Here is a 14,944-nt window from a genome sequence, read left to right as displayed (position 1 = left end):
TGTTAAAACTTTATTGTTCTCTGACATTCGTACTGTTATTTGTTCTCTAGGGAACAAATAACTGGAACAAGAGTAACTCAAATCGCCTCACCTCAAACAAACGTGCAAGAGAACACTTTATTACAACTGAAGATCAAAAAAGTTGATGCTAAAGCCATGCTTACTGATGAAGGCATTGTCGTATTGAAAGGTTCTCAAGCACTAACAACCGCACAGCCTAGCTTGTCTAAAGGCTATACAAAGTTGCGTAGTAACCTCGAAGAAATAGGCATGGTAACACCATCTGGAGAGACTCTTCGGGTAAAACGTTGAAAGAGATTGAAGCTGAATCAGTTTAAGTGAATGCAGCGATGACTCGCTGTTTAAATTGGCCTAACCTCAACTCATCCAAGGCTAAAGTAAGTCCTACGTTATTTGAGTTAATAACATCTGAAGCTTCTCCCCAATTAAGTAGGCTTGGTTGAGGTCGATCAGATTGAATGCTTTCCGATACGGTACTCGGTGGCAGGTGCTTTTCATCAATAGCGCTCGGCACATTATTCTCTTGTTTAATGTACAAGCAGCTATCAGGAATATCCTGCTCAATTCTTTCAGCAAACCCAATCAAACTTTCTTCAGCGAAGGTATACAACCATGCTTCTTGGTTGGGTGAATCATTAACTCTCAATATCCTTCCAAGGACTTGCCTAAAGTAAAGTTCCGTTTTGACCGAACTCATATGGCAGCAAACCTGCAACCGAGGGATATCCGTGCCTTCACTTATCATTCCAACACTGACTATCCACTGAACATTCGAGTGACGAAAAGACTCAATTTCATTTAACGGATTATCATGATGATAAGTCACGATGCATGCTGATTGATGAAAGTGCTCAATCAGTCGTTTTTGAATATGTTTCGCGTGCTTTATAGAAGCAGCGACAACTAAACCACCTGCATTTGGGGACTCTTGTCTTATTTGGGCTAGCTTTTGGCAACCACTATTCAATATGTAGTTCATAGCATCTTCATTGTGAATGACACTGTGATAAGAGACATCAGATTGTTTAAGGCAGTCCAGAATGGAGAAAAAGTGCTGATTACCACTGCCTTTCTGGATACTCAAATGCTCATTGTCTATCAGGGTAATTTTAGGTTGGCGGCATACCTTATCAACAACTGCCTGTTGCAAGCCATATTGATAATCACAAATGAGCATACCATCAGGGTCGGAATACTCGGCCATAACTATCGGTAACCGATCAGAGCGCCAAGGAGTACCCGACAGCGCTAATGTGTAACGGGCAAAACCTTGGATCTTACTGACAATTTCTAACCCCCATGAGTTTGACCGCCCCTCATCATCAAACGAGCAATGGTGGATCTCATCAAATACGACTAGTACCCGATATTTACTGACGGTGTTCCAGAAGTTTTCATCTAAAAAACGGATGGATTGATAGGTATAAGACCCACCTAAAGAGCCCAAGCCTCCATTAAAGGAACATTCCAGTTTCCATGAAAAGGTCTTTTTCATCCCTTCAGCGACCGAAAGTGATGGTGAGAAACAGAGAACTAAGTCAATCATACCTTCTTGAAAAAGACGCTTAGCAACCTCTGCTGCCATAACGGTTTTACCAGCACCAGGAGTGGCTTGACAGAAAAAATGTGGGCGTCGATTTGATGAAAACTTATTGATAGCCAGCTCTACGCACTCAGCTTGCCATGTTCTTAACATTGGGAAGCCTTGCTTTGGGCTACTTGCATCCAGTTGGTTAGTGCATTGATTTTGCCCAATAGCTTAGCTGATCGCTCTCTCGCTGCATTGAATAACGGTTCCATATCATGCTTGTTGTTTGGAAAACGCGTTAACAAAGATTGGTATTCCTCAATCTCGCCCAGAGTAATCGCTAACTCACCTTCATGTTGTTTTTTCTCTTGTTCTAGTGCATTTAGAGAGAACTCCGGAGTTTGAACAGTTATTGAATCAACTTTAGCTTTCTTATTTCTAGCTGCTCGAGGCTCAATTGTAAGCGCTTTAAATTCATTAGTTTGATAGTAACGCTTGCCTCTGCGAGTCCCAATGACAGAAAGCCAGCCTTTCTCCTCAAGTGATAGAAGTTGCTTATAAACATACTTTCGAGCTTCGTCACTGCTCGTAAAGGTTGAAGTACTATTTAACAAAGCATCCCTAGCTTCTATAACAGAGAAATCATCCATCCCTTTTTCGATCAATAGGTTAAACATATCAGGGTTAATTCTGGTTACTTTCTTCATGTGACTCTTGCATGCAATAAAAACTTAGGATTGCTAAGTATACAAAAATCAGTAAAACTTAGACAATCTAAGTTATCTAAAGGTTGAAAAGAAATGTGTAAGTGCAGAAAGACAACCCAATCCCAGCGAGGCTCAAAGCTGCGCGTAAAAAAGCCAAGATCACCCAAAAAGATTTAGGGGTGAAAATCGGCATGGAACCAAGTTCTGCTAGTGGGCGAATGAACCATTATGAGAAAGGTAGACACGTACCAGATATTGGTACACTAGAGCGAATGGCTGAAGAGCTAGATGTTCCACTGAACTATTTTTTCTGTAGGAACGAATTGAGTGCTGAACTAGCATGTGCCATTGATAAGATGAGTGATGAAGAGAAGGCGGTGTTGCTTAAGAGTCTAAAGAGTGAGAGCTAATACTTAAGCTTTAAGTCCATTTTTGCTCAGTAACATACTCAATGGAATTGCATCCGTAAATCGCGGAGCAAGTATCTTATCTTCTACGGCAATGGCATTCAGGTTGTAAGACGATCCAGAGTCAATTTGATGAAGACGAAGCTCCTCGATAGAGCAATTAAAAGGGTTGTCCAAGTAGGGAAACTTAAATGAAAAGGTACGTGACAATATCGCTTTATCTATCGTATCAACGTTCTCACTGAAACTCATAAGTAGTGCGTCTTTAAAGAAGTGCTTTAACGCTCGGCACTCCCCTCTACACATAATAAACAAAGGATATAACACTTCATTTTTTGTAAGCACCGGCGGTTCATCAAAGCCCATTCTCGCACTCAAACCAGCAACAAATTTAGCAAAGTGCTTTTTTTGCTCCAAGTCAAAACTATAAGATACCGTTCCACTCGAATGGCTGTTAGCTTTCAACAGCTTGAAATAGTTAATCTTTCGTCTCCAACTTAATCGTGAGTTCCATTGTGGCTCTGTCGCTATTACATCAGCATATGGCATACCAACCAGCACAAACGAGACTTTTGCTTCTTCACTTATATATTTGAACGTATTAGCAATAGCTTGCCTTTCTTCTGCTGTAGAAAATTCCACAAGCTCTTGAATTTCATTGACGATAATCAGCTCAACAGATTTACGTTTAAGTTGCGTTACGACTGCCTCACCAAGAGCAATTTCATTACGTCGTCGGGTACCTCTTCCACCTGACTTTCCATCTAAATCGACTAAAAACTGCGTAAGCGTGTTCTGTTCATTTATGCGGCTTGGCACTCTGGTGCTAAGAACAGGTTGTTTACTCCAAGTTGAACTAGGCGGGAAGCGTGATAGATAGTTGTTAATCAAAGCCGTCTTTCCACTTCCGGCCTCACCAGTTAACAAGAAAGACTCCGGTTCACCGCCAAGGGAATAATTAAAACGAAGTTGATCGAAAATAGAGTAGATTTCAGTTATTGCAGGGTATTCGATAAAACAGGTTTCAAAAGATCTTAGCTGCTCAAACTGACTAGATGTTAAGTTCAAATTAATACCCCTCAATATCTTCAAAATCATCATCAGCTACTTGTTCTGAAACATCGAATACGACCGCAGCTTCTTTTTTGGCCAGATCCGTACTGATTGAGCTTGGTCCTTCAGAACCTACATCATTAAACTTTGCTAACTTCGAAGTATTGCCCGTTTTAGGCAAGCTAGCCTTATTGCTTTTTGCACCGCGGAATCTATCGGTTTCTTCCTGAATACGTTTCTTCATATACAGAAATGTATCTGCAAGCGCCTCATCATCAGCAAGCTGCTTAGTGTTAAGCCTGCGTACTTTTTGTATGCGCTCATGCTCAAAAAGTGATAGACCATTTGTATATCCGCTGTTGTCTACCGCTGGAACTTTTATGTACCTCTTTTCCGATTCTAGATAAACATGGATGTAGCTGATATCAGAAGGGTCTGTTTTGGTCTTAACATACAGCTTTTTGCCATTGTTGGACGTCCAATATTTACGGTATTCAATAAGTTCTGAGGACTGATAGCGGAGGTTATGAAGCCTGATCCCTGACACTCCAATGGTTCTGGGTCTAAGCAAACCAAGCTCAACTCTCAACTGCTCCTTCTCAGCACCACTGTAGTAAGAGGGAGTCCATTCTGATTGTTTCCATTTGTGGTATGGAATTTCACGTTCTCTTGAATCAGGTGCCATATGGTAATAGTCGACAATCCATTTATGAAGTAACTCAAGAAACACGGAAACTCTAACCACCGCATCCTTCTTTGGGTTGTAATCTTGTAGCTCAGTAGGATTGGTGAACGTTTTTCCAGGCAGTGCGTTCACTAATCCTTTGTTCATCTGATCAAACAGCTTTTCGATCCCTGACTTTCGCCAAGGTTTAGCGGCTTGGCTGTATTGGATATCAGACACTAGAGGCCGTAACGAATCTTCTAAGCTTTGGCTCCAAAACTCAGCACCATTGTCGACAACTAAACAGTCAATCTTACCGTGGCAAGGCCATTCATTATCAATAGATGGATATCTTTGCTTTACCCAACTCTTATCTAGCAGCGAGTTCAATAACGCCTTCCTGACAGAATCAAAACTAGGCTCTCTAAAGTTGATACTGCACCCAACGATACATTTACTGAAACGATCATAAAGCATCGTCAGGTAGGGGCGCCCCAAAGGAATATCCAACTCATCATCAATCAAAATCACTGGTACTGGGGTATGGTCAATTTCGACATATTCCATTGGTTTGGTCGCAGCTACTTGCTGACCAACCGAACGAAATTCTCGGTCTGCGTATCGTTTGCCAAACCTTGCGATCGCGACCTCATATGGGGGTAAGCCGTGTATTCGATTGTAAAAAGAACGCTCTGAAATTGGTTTAATTTTCCCCTCGACAATCCCACGATTTATTTGAATCACTCGACTCTTATAGTATCGGTATGCTTCTGCAACGCTAAGTCGCTCACGTGTCAGGTATACGTTCTGAATTGCCTCGTCAATCAAGGATTGCGAATCCATTTCTTTTTGGCGATTGCCCTTAAACGTATGCTTCGGAATAAGTGCACATGGGTCTTTACCCGCTTCAAAGTAAGATTTTTTCCAAGTTGCTAAAGTTCGCCAACTCGGGGGAATGAGTTGTAATTCCGATTCCACAAGAGTTAAGAGGGGATTCAAGTTTTTTTCGGTCCATCCGCCCTTTAAACGCTTCTCTACGAACGCGATGATTTTGATACGACGGATAACTTCTTGCTGTACCTTCGGTGATTGAGAATCAATAGTTGAAGAGATTTCAATAGGTTCTTGAATTAGCTCTATTGGAAGCGGCTGAGACTCTCCCTCTGAAGCTTCAAACTCATCAAAGAACCCAAATATGTTATTAGAGTCCGATGACATAGTTAACACCAAACGTAAGTTTCGAGGCCAAAGCCAATATTATTGAGGTCTGTTTTAACTTGCCCTGAAGAGATCCAAGGTAGAGTAGAGATAAGTGTGTCCTGTTCCGATAAACCGAAATACAAAGACACTTCTTGTAACTTCACCATTTGTTTACGTTGGATAAACGCCAACACTAACTTTTGAAACTCAGTCACGGTTCGCAATCCGGAGTAACGGTGTAGTAGCTTAAAGTTATCTAAAGTTGGTCCCATTCTAATTTGCTTCTCAGTAACTAAAACTAAGCGTCTGTTAAAGTCATTCAATGCAACTCTTTGTTTCTCTTTGAATCGGTCCCTGAAGTCAGGTTTGAGAATCTGGCTAGAGTGTTTTACTTCGAAGAAAGTTGAATGGTCATCGTGATCTGTCGCCAAAAAGTCGGGGGTATATCGACACTTTCGATTATTGAATTGATAGTGGAAACCAAAAGGTTGGGAGGTGAAGCTTTTGATGTCTACGTTGTATTCAAGGTGAAAACAGAAATCAAATTCTAAAATGGACAGAGTGCGAACAACTGCATCATTCTTCAAGCTCATGAACTTACAGATGTTGTGTACGTGAGATGATTTCTTGGTTTGGTCGAACATAGCAAAATCACTTTTGTTGTAAAGCTACAACAAAAAAATAGACTATGAAGACTTATGGTGCAAATATGAAGAAAGCCTGCAATTTATGCGAACATATATTGCAGGCTTCATAAAGGGTGGGACCCCAGCCACATCCCGGCACACAAGTCACACGCTGCGGCTGCTTCCTTCCGGACCTGACCGAGTTCACGAGCTATTGTTGCGAGAGGACCAGAGCCCCATAATTCTTGTTTTGAGAGCTTGTCTCAAATGATGTGAGGATTATTCAGCATCGCCTCTCGGATTGCAAGGGCTAAAGCGACGAATTTGTCCTTTTCACTTCCGTTTGGACAAAAGTCGGTCAATTCAGTCTATTAAAGCTAAACCATACAAGGGTTTGCTTCATTACAATTCCGGGAAGCTTGTTTGCTCGAGTACATATCTTCATCTGCTAAATGCAGCGCTTGCTCAAGACTAACGCTTCGTTCTCGCTTGGCGGAAACACCCACAGAAATGGTTACCACATTCAAACCATCAGATTGTTCGTCTTTGACATCCAGTGAACTCAGCTCTTCAACCGCTCGACTTAACTGAACCTCAGTAGGATAACCAAGCAAAATAAACTCATCACCACCAATACGATAACTTCTACCCGCCCACACACGATGTATTTTGAGCGACAGCAATTGCAACACTTTATCCCCTGCTCGATGTCCAAACGTATCGTTGATTTGCTTGAAGTGGTTAATATCGAGATACAAGACCGCAAGATCCTTTGGTACACCCTGTCGGTACTTAAGTTGTAACGAGCGTCGATTTCTCAATCCAGTCAAGTTGTCAGTGTTTGATTGACGATATAGGTACAAGCTGACACCAACCGCAAACACCAGCACAAAAACAAACACAGCTTGAGTCTGCGTCGCCAAACGAACTTCATATTCTAAGGCGGTTCGCCAATCTGGTCTTAAGTCATACTGAGCAACAATTTTCTCCAAATCTAGCATGGAGATTGCTCGACTAAAGTATGGGGCGAGAATTTCACCACGCTGATTGGTTGTTAACCCTATCGACAATTCCGATTCGTAAAACTCACCAATCGCATCGTCTTGTTCAATTGGAATTAACTCACTCAAACGTAAGAAATGATTCAGCATAGCGGTGTCCATCGCAATGTAATCAATCTCTCTGGCTAACAAGGCATCTAATGTTGCTTGCTGAGAATCAAATCGCTTGAGTTCTTTTAATGGCAGCATTTGGGTAAGCATTTGATCAAAAAAGTCATCTTTTACCACACCAATACGTTCAGAAATAAGCTGAGACACATGGGAATATACGTTGGGCTTGTAGCCCAAGCGTTTCACCATAACCGACGTTGGTTGGTAATGAGGCTGAGGGAAGTAACTGAAAGCACGTCGTTCTCGACTGATGGTCAGTGGCGCTAATAAATCGAATTCACCTTGGATAAATTGGGCGTACATGGACTCCCAACTTTCATCAGGCTTGCTGATAACCACACAATTCAAAGCCAAAATTTTACAGCTTTTCATTACGACGTCTGCTGTCATCCCTTCGACAGAGCCGTCCTCTTTATAAACCACGTAAGGGAAGATGGATTCAAACTTGATAGTAAGAGGCTGCTCTAAATCGATTGGCAGTCGTTTAATAGATTCACGCAATGCTGTCTGTCGAAGTTCAAACTGATATAGCGCAACTTGTTCGCGTAAATGCTTTTGTACCGATTCATCGTGAATAAAATTGGCAAACGTCGACAACTCATCAAGATGTGATCCTTTCTGGCTAACAATAGAAACAGGCTTGATGGAGATTTGGTCATTAAGAAGTTTGGCATCAAAGCCTTCTAGCAACATAGGTTTGAGTTGATTGATAGCATCTACTACCCCATCAACTTGACCAGAACGCAGCAGTGCCACCGCTTCTTCATGCCCTTGATAAGGAACTTGAAGCAACTCAGGGTAGTTTTGTTGAATAAGCTCTGCATAGATGGTGTCTTTTGGTACCCCAACAACACTCGCTTCACCTAAGGTCGCGTCATTCAAACCATACAGATAAGTATATTCAATGTTAGTTGGACGTGAATAACTGAACTTCAGTGCACGTTCTGAGGTGTAGGTGATATTCGCAGCAAAGTCGCTCTCACCGTTCGCAACAGAATCCAAAATAGCGTCGAAACTCGAGTAATTCACGTACTGGATCGAAACACCAAAATGTTCTGCTACTGCGTCAAATAACACGCGAGTAACGACATCATCCGCCTCTGTCGCTACCTTATAATTAGGGGCTTGTTCCGGTTCTGCTTTGAGGCTCAAACTCAATAGAAAGCAAGCAAAAACCAACAGCCTTTGAACTACTTTAACCATGACAAACGTTTCTAAAAGGACCCTTCATACATATTGAAGGTAGGATTGAATTTTTATTATTAAATGCACAATAAATATGAAAGGCCGAACATATAACATTCGGCCTATTATTTCATAAACAAATCAAGAGTCTGCCGCACGGGTCACTATTTACCCAGAGCGACTACAACTATTTCATAACTCTGCCTGCTCATCGCTACTACGTAAGATGTAGTCCGTCATCCAAGCCGTTCCGAGCAAACAAATCCAAACAACAAAGACAGGGTTTGGTACTTCAATGTTTGGGCTAACGACTAATGCAGCGAACCCTACGGTCGGCAAAGTCCAGCAGAGCAACTTACCCCAACGCATCGAATTTCGAATCTTAGTTAACGCCTCCATAGAAGCCAGAATTCCCGTAATACTTAGTGCGACAAGCACAGCATAAGGCAAATCAGCTAACCACAGTGGCAGCAACAACAGCAATGACCACCAACTGTGTTTTTCTGAAGGTTTCCAATGATTTGCTGCCCACCACATGACTATCACTGATAAGGTTTGTACCACTGTCAACCACGCAGAGCCATCAAGCTTCCCGGCTTGTTGTGTCACCATAATGCCTACTTGTAAGGTCAATACAATCAGACCCGCGGTAAGCAATACGCCTAGTGAACTACGACGTGAGAACACGACCATTAATAGTGGGAATAGGATCAAAACGCCCACTGACAATGCAATCGGCTGCATCGACAGAGTGACACCATAAACGGTCATGGCACCGAGCAGAATCAAACCGGCAATTCCTCCTTGTGGCAATATCCACAGTGCGGGAATCATTAAGGCGAGAACGGGGATCTCTCCTTCGCTCAAACTGATGGCACGAGCACACACCACGGCAAGAAGAGTCGTAATAAGAAATTGAAGTGTCGAAAAAATCATAGCGCCTCCTGGCTTCCCCAACCAACTTGGTAACTCAACGGCATGTCAAACTGGGCATTAAAAGTCGTTGAGCGGGTCTATATGTAAACTAAGCATAAGCTTGTTTTTGTATTTCCAACTTACTCTGAGAGATCACTTGCAGCTCACAAAAGAAACAATAAAAGGCGGTGAAGAGAGATGAGCGACAAATGATGTTAAGGAGCAAGAACTGATAGCGAAGTACAAGTCTTGTGTATTACCATTCCTTGGTAAACAACAATGGACACTTTCAGTATGGACCAATTTTTAATGCAAATCTTTGCTGTAATTCACCAAATTCCCACCGGACGTGTTTCTACTTATGGTGAAATTGCCAAAATGGCTGGCTATCCGGGCTACGCAAGGCATGTTGGTAAAGCGTTAGGTAATCTACCCGAAGGCAGTAAACTGCCATGGTTTCGTGTCATAAATAGTCAGGGGAAGATTTCGTTGAAAGGTCGCGATCTGGAAAGACAAAAGCAAAAGCTTGAAGCTGAGGGAATTGAGGTGTCTGAGATTGGAAAAGTCTCGCTCAGAAAATACAAATGGCAGCCTTAATGGCTGCCATTTTAACAATCAGTTTGGCTAACGATTAACGAGTACCAACAAGACGAATGTTTGCTTGGTGCGTTTGTTCTGCATCTGTAATGACAGGAATGCTTGTGTCATTGATAAAGCGCAATTTACCATCCACTTCGATACGAGCACGTAGGCTGTAACGGTGGTTTGGTTTGATATCGTTGCTGTTGTAGCTCAGTTCAAATGCCAAAGGTACTTGTTTACCCTCTGTCTCGAATGTTTGTTTCGCTAGTACTTTAGCTGGGGCATCCGCAAGAGAAACATCTTCTAGCGCAACCGTAACGACTGCGTGCGGAGGCAGTGCAATACGCTCACGGTAAGCCACTGTACCTGTAATTGTCTTCATAGACGCCTCAGCTGATTCCATTTCTGTTGTTTGAGAAGTTTGGCAACCCACTAGTGCAGCACCGAATAGTAAAGAAGTAACAAGTAGTAGTGTTTTTTTCATAGTTTCCTCAACGGGTGTATCAATTCGCGCTAAGTATAGAGGGAGATTATTAAACTGTCTGCTGTACGCTTATCTATTTGACAATAGTTTGACTAAGTTAGAAATTATCAAACAGTTGATTTTGTTTCATAATTGAAGCAGCAATAAAAACAAGGTGAGGAGACATCATGAGTAAACCACTAAGAGAATTGCTCAGCCTACTACAACTCGAAAAACTAGAAGAAGGCTTGTTCCGTGGTCAAAGCGAGAACCTAGGTTTACCTCAAGTTTACGGTGGCCAGGTTATTGGACAGGCATTATCTGCTGCACGTTACACTGTAGAGGACGCACGCACAGTGCACTCGTTTCACAGTTATTTCCTCTATCCTGGCGATCCAGAGAAACCAATCATCTATGACGTAGAGAACCTACGTGACGGGCGCAGCTTTAGTACTCGTCGAGTCAAAGCGATTCAAAATGGTCGTCCTATTTTCTATCTAACGGCGTCTTATCATGGCGATGCTCCTGGTTTTGATCATCAAAACACCATGCCAGATATTCCTGGACCGGAGAATTTTCCTTCGGAAACTGAGCTTGCCAGCCATATTGCAGAGTTCTTACCCGAGCGTTTACGCAAAACATTCTGTGGCGAAAAACCTATCGAGACTCGCCCAGTCAACATCGTAAACCCATTGAAACCTAAGAAAACTGAAGCGAAACAGTACCTATGGATTCGCGCCAATGGAGAAATGCCAGAGAACCAACTGATTCACCAATATCTCCTAGCTTACGCGTCGGATTGGGGCTTCCTAACAACGGCACTTCATCCACACGAAGTGTCATTGATGACTCCGAACTTCCAAGTGGCAACCATCGATCACTCTATCTGGTTCCACCGCCCGTTTAAGATGGATGAGTGGTTGCTGTATGTAATTGAAAGTCCAACCGCCAGTAACACTCGCGGTCTAGTTCGTGGGGAAATCTACAACCAACAAGGTCATCTTGTTGCAACGGCAGTTCAAGAAGGTGTGATGCGCTTTACCAAATAGCTCTTCTCACAAATTGGGACTAAAAAAGGAGTGCTTATGCACTCCTTTTTATGTCAATTAGTTTTTTTGATATTCAAAAGTTACAACAGACCACTCGTACAAGCTGTCTGGAGGACCGTACTCACCTTTATGATAAATCACACCTGGTTCCGCGTATTGCCCCCCTTTCTTAGTGGCCAGAAACTCGCGATGTCCACGTCGGTACTGAATCAATGGGCTGACTATCTCGTATTTGGTTCCTTTTTCAAGCTTGCTGTCATCAATAACCAAATAACGAGTCATACGAAAGGTTGCACCGGTTTTACAATAACCTTCCGCTGAATAGTCGATCGCTAAAAATGGGCGAGGATCATTAGGATCCAATAATGCAGCACGACAGCCATCAAAACGAGCAATATGCATCCACACAGCTCGTCGCTCCATTAGATCATCACTATCTTTAGGTTTCATCTGCAACAAGGCAACTTTACCTTCGCCATTCTCAACCAATTCAGTATCTGTAGGCTCTCGTAAGAAGCTCGCTCCCATAATACCAAATTCACTTTCTTTTAAATTAGCGAATTGTTGTGCATTCAATTCACTACCAACGACCGTTTGACCACCTGTTAAATGTGTGTACTTATCCGCTACGCCAGAAGCAGAGAGGTTGAGTACTACTGTTACCGGAGTGTCACGCATCTCTTTGTAATCGCGAGTTTCTTTCTCAGCAATATTAATTTGCACAGAGCGACTAGAATCATAGCCTTTTAAGGTGATAACACCACGTGAAGGATCTAGTGACGCTATATTTTCGCGTCTGGTGTTGTGTAGTACGTAACTGCGTTCGCCAATTGCTCGCCCAAAATCTAGCACCACTTCTTTGAAGGGTTCAAACTCTACCTCTTGGCGAAGTACAGATAAACCAGGGTGATCGGCTTTGCTTATTTCTCCCTGATAGCTGACCTTTTTAGTTAGGTAGTTACGTCCTGTTAACGTGGCTTCAACAGTGTAATCTCCAGCATGCAGTATCGTTAACTCGCCATTGTTTGAAGCCATTTTTACAGACGGATCTGATTGGTTGATCAAGCGATATTCAGCTTTGACACCATCACCGTTTAAATTAGGTTTTAACTTGTCACCAGGACCATATGTCGCTTGTGGATAGGTAATAGTCGCACGGCTCTCAATCGGTTTAACGGTAACAGCAAAGCTTGCTTGTCCAGCGGAGTATTGCTCATTGCCCACATCAGACACGACAATTCTTGTGCTGCCAGCATTCAGAATTCGCATTTCACCTGAGTTAGGGTCTAATGAAACCACATCGGTTTCTGAACCTTCAGCAAACGCATAGCTGACCTGACCAACCACTCCTGAAATTGTCGGTTTGGCTACCGATGGTTTAAGCGCGTTCCAATTAACTTCGACATCAGAGCTAATCTGGATTCGACTCGGTGCACTCAATATGGTGAAGGTTACCGTTTGCTCTGGTCCCGCGGTATAGTTCTGACTCTCTTTACGACGTAACGTTAAGGTTGTCACACCCGCTTTATACACGTGAACCAGACCATTCGCGATGGCATCAGCAACACTCGGCTGGGTATTGTCGAGAACTTCAATTCCATCGCCAGAAGCGAGCAACTCAAAATCACGTAATAACTGGAACTGATGATTTGTGCTGTATACAACCTCATAGTCTTTCACAGGCATTGCTGAGCCTTGAGCCTTGGCGACATTAAGAACGACATCAAACTGAGTCGATTGATAATACTCACCACCATCATCTTCAAAGCGTAGCGTGTAGCTGCCTGCTCTATTTACATAGATTTTACCGGCAGCAATTTGCAGCCCTTCAGGAATAGAATCAACTAAACTGAGTTTGCCTTTCTGACCAGCAAACTGCAGTGGAACTGTTAACTCATCTTGATAAGTGAGAGCAATTGCAACATCTTCCATGTCTGGGTGCGGTGCTGGAGCAATATCAACCGTGATTTGAGTTTGCGTATTAGGAAAATTACGTATTTCTCGCTCAATAATGTCGATTTTTGCTTGACCGACACCTTGTATGATCAGAGCGTCTCCATTTGGAGATACACGAACAACATCTTGCCCTTCAGCCACATCAAAATAGTAGTCGCCCTTTGCATTGCTAACGAGAGGATACAGCGATTGGTTAGCACTGTAGTTTGCAGCGATATTGATAGAGTTGAGCGGCTGACGCTTACCTTTGGCAACGTTCACCACAAAACGGGCTGTTTGTTGCTGCTGAACAAAACCTTGGCTGTATGTTGCCGTCGCCTCTATTTCGACCTGCCCTGCGTTATGAATCAACAGTAAACCGGTGTTCTTATCAAGAATTTCAACAACATCGGATTGGACGTTACTGTCAGCAAGCTTAAACGTAAGACTCTCAGTTTCGACGTCATCCAGTCGAACTGGTTCTAGTGTTAAACCGTCCCTATAAACAGGGCTTAGAGGCGCAAACTGTAATTGTTCAGCACCAACTTGGAAAACATGGACATTGGCATAAATATCGCGCGCTTGGTAATAATCATCTCCCGTATCGTGAATACGGATTCGCGCCTGACCTTGCGCTCCAATAGCATACACGCGACCATTTTGGTTTACGCGAACCAAGTGCTCATCACCATCAACCACTTCAAAGCTTATTTGGCCTCGCTGCCCACGAACAACCAATAACTCACCGTCTTTATTCAATGCGTTCAAATTGAGTTCGTTGACCACTAAATCGGGGTTAGTGCCTTTGCTCACTGTCACAGTGAACTCTGCCTCAGAAGACTCATAAATCGAGCTGTTATCCGTCGCTTTTACCTTCGCGATGCCAGGGCGCAGAATCTGCAATTGCCCAGATTCATCAATTTGGACCACATTAGAAGGTGTTGAAGAGAGAATTTGGTATGTGATCGTGCCCTGCACATTGCTCATCGTTGTATTAAGAACGTGACCAACGCCATCAAAGGCAAGCTTTGTGTCTTCTACCTTTAACTGAGCACGGCTTTGCTTGGTCGTTTGAGTTGAAGAGTTTGAATTATCGGGTTTGGAATCACCGCCCCCACCACCGCAACCTGCAATAACAGCAGCGAAAAACAAGAGAAAATAATATCTTTTCATTTTTTGTAATAATTTCTTACATCAGGAATGTGGCGCGATAATAATACGATGTTTTATTCATCACCACCCCCATTTGGGATTAATTTCATACCCATCAACCCCGAAATACATTCACAAAATCCATAAATTGCCGACAATTTTCGAAAACTTGCAAAAAGAAAAGACAAGCAAACGTTTACCTTACGTTAAGTTATTAAATTAGCGATAATAAATATTGGGTTTTCAACAGGTTAAAATATAAGCACCAAATCACACTTTGAGGTG

General features: G+C 42.8%; 12 protein-coding genes and 1 other RNA gene. 3 read left to right on the top strand and 10 right to left on the bottom strand.

Annotated elements, in window-relative coordinates; translation table 11 throughout:
* Positions 1-334: 334 nt before the first annotated feature.
* Both OH459_RS11560 and OH459_RS11555 read right to left on the bottom strand, forming a co-directional pair.
* Entirely contained in the window at positions 335-1,717 is a 1,383-nt protein-coding gene (locus OH459_RS11560) for a DEAD/DEAH box helicase (RefSeq protein ID WP_269986824.1), read from the bottom strand.
* The gene (locus tag OH459_RS11555) at positions 1,711-2,256 is read right to left on the bottom strand and encodes a hypothetical protein (protein ID WP_269986823.1); all 546 of its coding nucleotides are present in this window, start codon (positions 2,254-2,256) and stop codon (positions 1,711-1,713) included. The genes OH459_RS11560 and OH459_RS11555 overlap by 7 nt, the downstream gene beginning before the upstream one ends.
* A 101-nt stretch (positions 2,257-2,357) precedes the next feature.
* Between OH459_RS11555 and OH459_RS11550 the strand changes: the two genes are divergently transcribed.
* Positions 2,358-2,666 carry a helix-turn-helix domain-containing protein gene (locus OH459_RS11550; protein WP_269986822.1) on the top strand — a complete coding sequence of 103 codons (309 nt, stop codon included), beginning with the start codon at positions 2,358-2,360 and terminating at the stop codon, positions 2,664-2,666.
* Positions 2,667-2,669: 3 nt separating this feature from the next.
* On the opposite strand, the gene OH459_RS11545 is transcribed toward OH459_RS11550, so the two are convergent.
* The 6 genes from OH459_RS11545 to OH459_RS11520 form a co-directional block, all read right to left on the bottom strand.
* Positions 2,670-3,764, bottom strand: a complete 1,095-nt coding sequence (locus tag OH459_RS11545) for a TniB family NTP-binding protein (RefSeq protein ID WP_269986821.1) — start codon at positions 3,762-3,764, stop codon at positions 2,670-2,672.
* Positions 3,733-5,598 carry a Mu transposase C-terminal domain-containing protein gene (locus OH459_RS11540; protein WP_269986819.1) on the bottom strand — a complete coding sequence of 622 codons (1,866 nt, stop codon included), beginning with the start codon at positions 5,596-5,598 and terminating at the stop codon, positions 3,733-3,735. Before OH459_RS11540 ends, OH459_RS11545 begins: the two co-directional genes overlap by 32 nt.
* A gap of 2 nt (positions 5,599-5,600) precedes the next feature.
* Positions 5,601-6,224, bottom strand: coding sequence for a TnsA endonuclease N-terminal domain-containing protein (locus OH459_RS11535; protein ID WP_005378566.1), 624 nt, complete (start codon positions 6,222-6,224; stop codon positions 5,601-5,603).
* 119 nt (positions 6,225-6,343) lie between these two features.
* An RNA gene (gene ffs / locus OH459_RS11530) (signal recognition particle sRNA small type) lies at positions 6,344-6,440 on the bottom strand.
* A 143-nt stretch (positions 6,441-6,583) separates the two neighbouring features.
* Positions 6,584-8,581, bottom strand: a complete 1,998-nt coding sequence (locus OH459_RS11525; protein WP_069686932.1) for a GGDEF domain-containing protein — start codon at positions 8,579-8,581, stop codon at positions 6,584-6,586.
* Between the two features lie 174 nt (positions 8,582-8,755).
* Entirely contained in the window at positions 8,756-9,499 is a 744-nt protein-coding gene (locus tag OH459_RS11520) for a hypothetical protein (RefSeq protein ID WP_005446632.1), read from the bottom strand.
* A 273-nt stretch (positions 9,500-9,772) separates the two neighbouring features.
* Here OH459_RS11520 and OH459_RS11515 point away from each other — a divergent pair, with 273 nt between their 5' ends.
* Positions 9,773-10,075 (top strand): DNA base-flipping protein, encoded by a 303-nt coding sequence (locus OH459_RS11515; RefSeq protein WP_005446629.1) that lies wholly within the window; start codon positions 9,773-9,775, stop codon positions 10,073-10,075.
* Positions 10,076-10,109: 34 nt separating this feature from the next.
* Here the strand turns inward: OH459_RS11515 and OH459_RS11510 are convergent, their stop codons facing one another.
* Complete coding sequence (locus OH459_RS11510) at positions 10,110-10,544, bottom strand: YbaY family lipoprotein (protein ID WP_005446628.1); 435 nt, start codon at positions 10,542-10,544, stop codon at positions 10,110-10,112.
* Positions 10,545-10,711: 167 nt separating this feature from the next.
* Here OH459_RS11510 and tesB point away from each other — a divergent pair, with 167 nt between their 5' ends.
* Entirely contained in the window at positions 10,712-11,572 is an 861-nt protein-coding gene (tesB, locus tag OH459_RS11505; RefSeq protein ID WP_005446627.1) for an acyl-CoA thioesterase II, read from the top strand.
* 57 nt (positions 11,573-11,629) lie between these two features.
* On the opposite strand, the gene OH459_RS11500 is transcribed toward tesB, so the two are convergent.
* Positions 11,630-14,680, bottom strand: coding sequence for a cadherin repeat domain-containing protein (locus tag OH459_RS11500; protein ID WP_256901877.1), 3,051 nt, complete (start codon positions 14,678-14,680; stop codon positions 11,630-11,632).
* Positions 14,681-14,944 lie beyond the last annotated feature (264 nt).

Origin of the sequence: Vibrio sp. MM46, from assembly GCF_027587135.1 — a bacterium.
GTDB lineage: Bacteria > Pseudomonadota > Gammaproteobacteria > Enterobacterales > Vibrionaceae > Vibrio > Vibrio harveyi.
The sequence above is the reverse complement of the archived record's forward strand: the minus strand, read 5'-3'. Positions and strand labels throughout refer to the sequence as shown.

Bases quoted from the DNA above. Each gene is read 5' to 3' on its own strand.
- OH459_RS11545 (WP_269986821.1), bottom strand. From the start codon at position 3,764: ATGATGATTTTGAAGATATTGAGGGGTATTAATTTGAACTTAACATCT.
- OH459_RS11535 (WP_005378566.1), bottom strand. From the start codon at position 6,224: ATGTTCGACCAAACCAAGAAATCATCTCACGTACACAACATCTGTAAG.
- OH459_RS11560 (WP_269986824.1), bottom strand. From the start codon at position 1,717: ATGTTAAGAACATGGCAAGCTGAGTGCGTAGAGCTGGCTATCAATAAG.
- tesB (WP_005446627.1), top strand. From the start codon at position 10,712: ATGAGTAAACCACTAAGAGAATTGCTCAGCCTACTACAACTCGAAAAA.
- OH459_RS11525 (WP_069686932.1), bottom strand. From the start codon at position 8,581: ATGGTTAAAGTAGTTCAAAGGCTGTTGGTTTTTGCTTGCTTTCTATTG.
- OH459_RS11500 (WP_256901877.1), bottom strand. From the start codon at position 14,680: ATGAAAAGATATTATTTTCTCTTGTTTTTCGCTGCTGTTATTGCAGGT.
- OH459_RS11510 (WP_005446628.1), bottom strand. From the start codon at position 10,544: ATGAAAAAAACACTACTACTTGTTACTTCTTTACTATTCGGTGCTGCA.
- OH459_RS11515 (WP_005446629.1), top strand. From the start codon at position 9,773: ATGGACCAATTTTTAATGCAAATCTTTGCTGTAATTCACCAAATTCCC.
- OH459_RS11520 (WP_005446632.1), bottom strand. From the start codon at position 9,499: ATGATTTTTTCGACACTTCAATTTCTTATTACGACTCTTCTTGCCGTG.
- OH459_RS11540 (WP_269986819.1), bottom strand. From the start codon at position 5,598: ATGTCATCGGACTCTAATAACATATTTGGGTTCTTTGATGAGTTTGAA.
- OH459_RS11555 (WP_269986823.1), bottom strand. From the start codon at position 2,256: ATGAAGAAAGTAACCAGAATTAACCCTGATATGTTTAACCTATTGATC.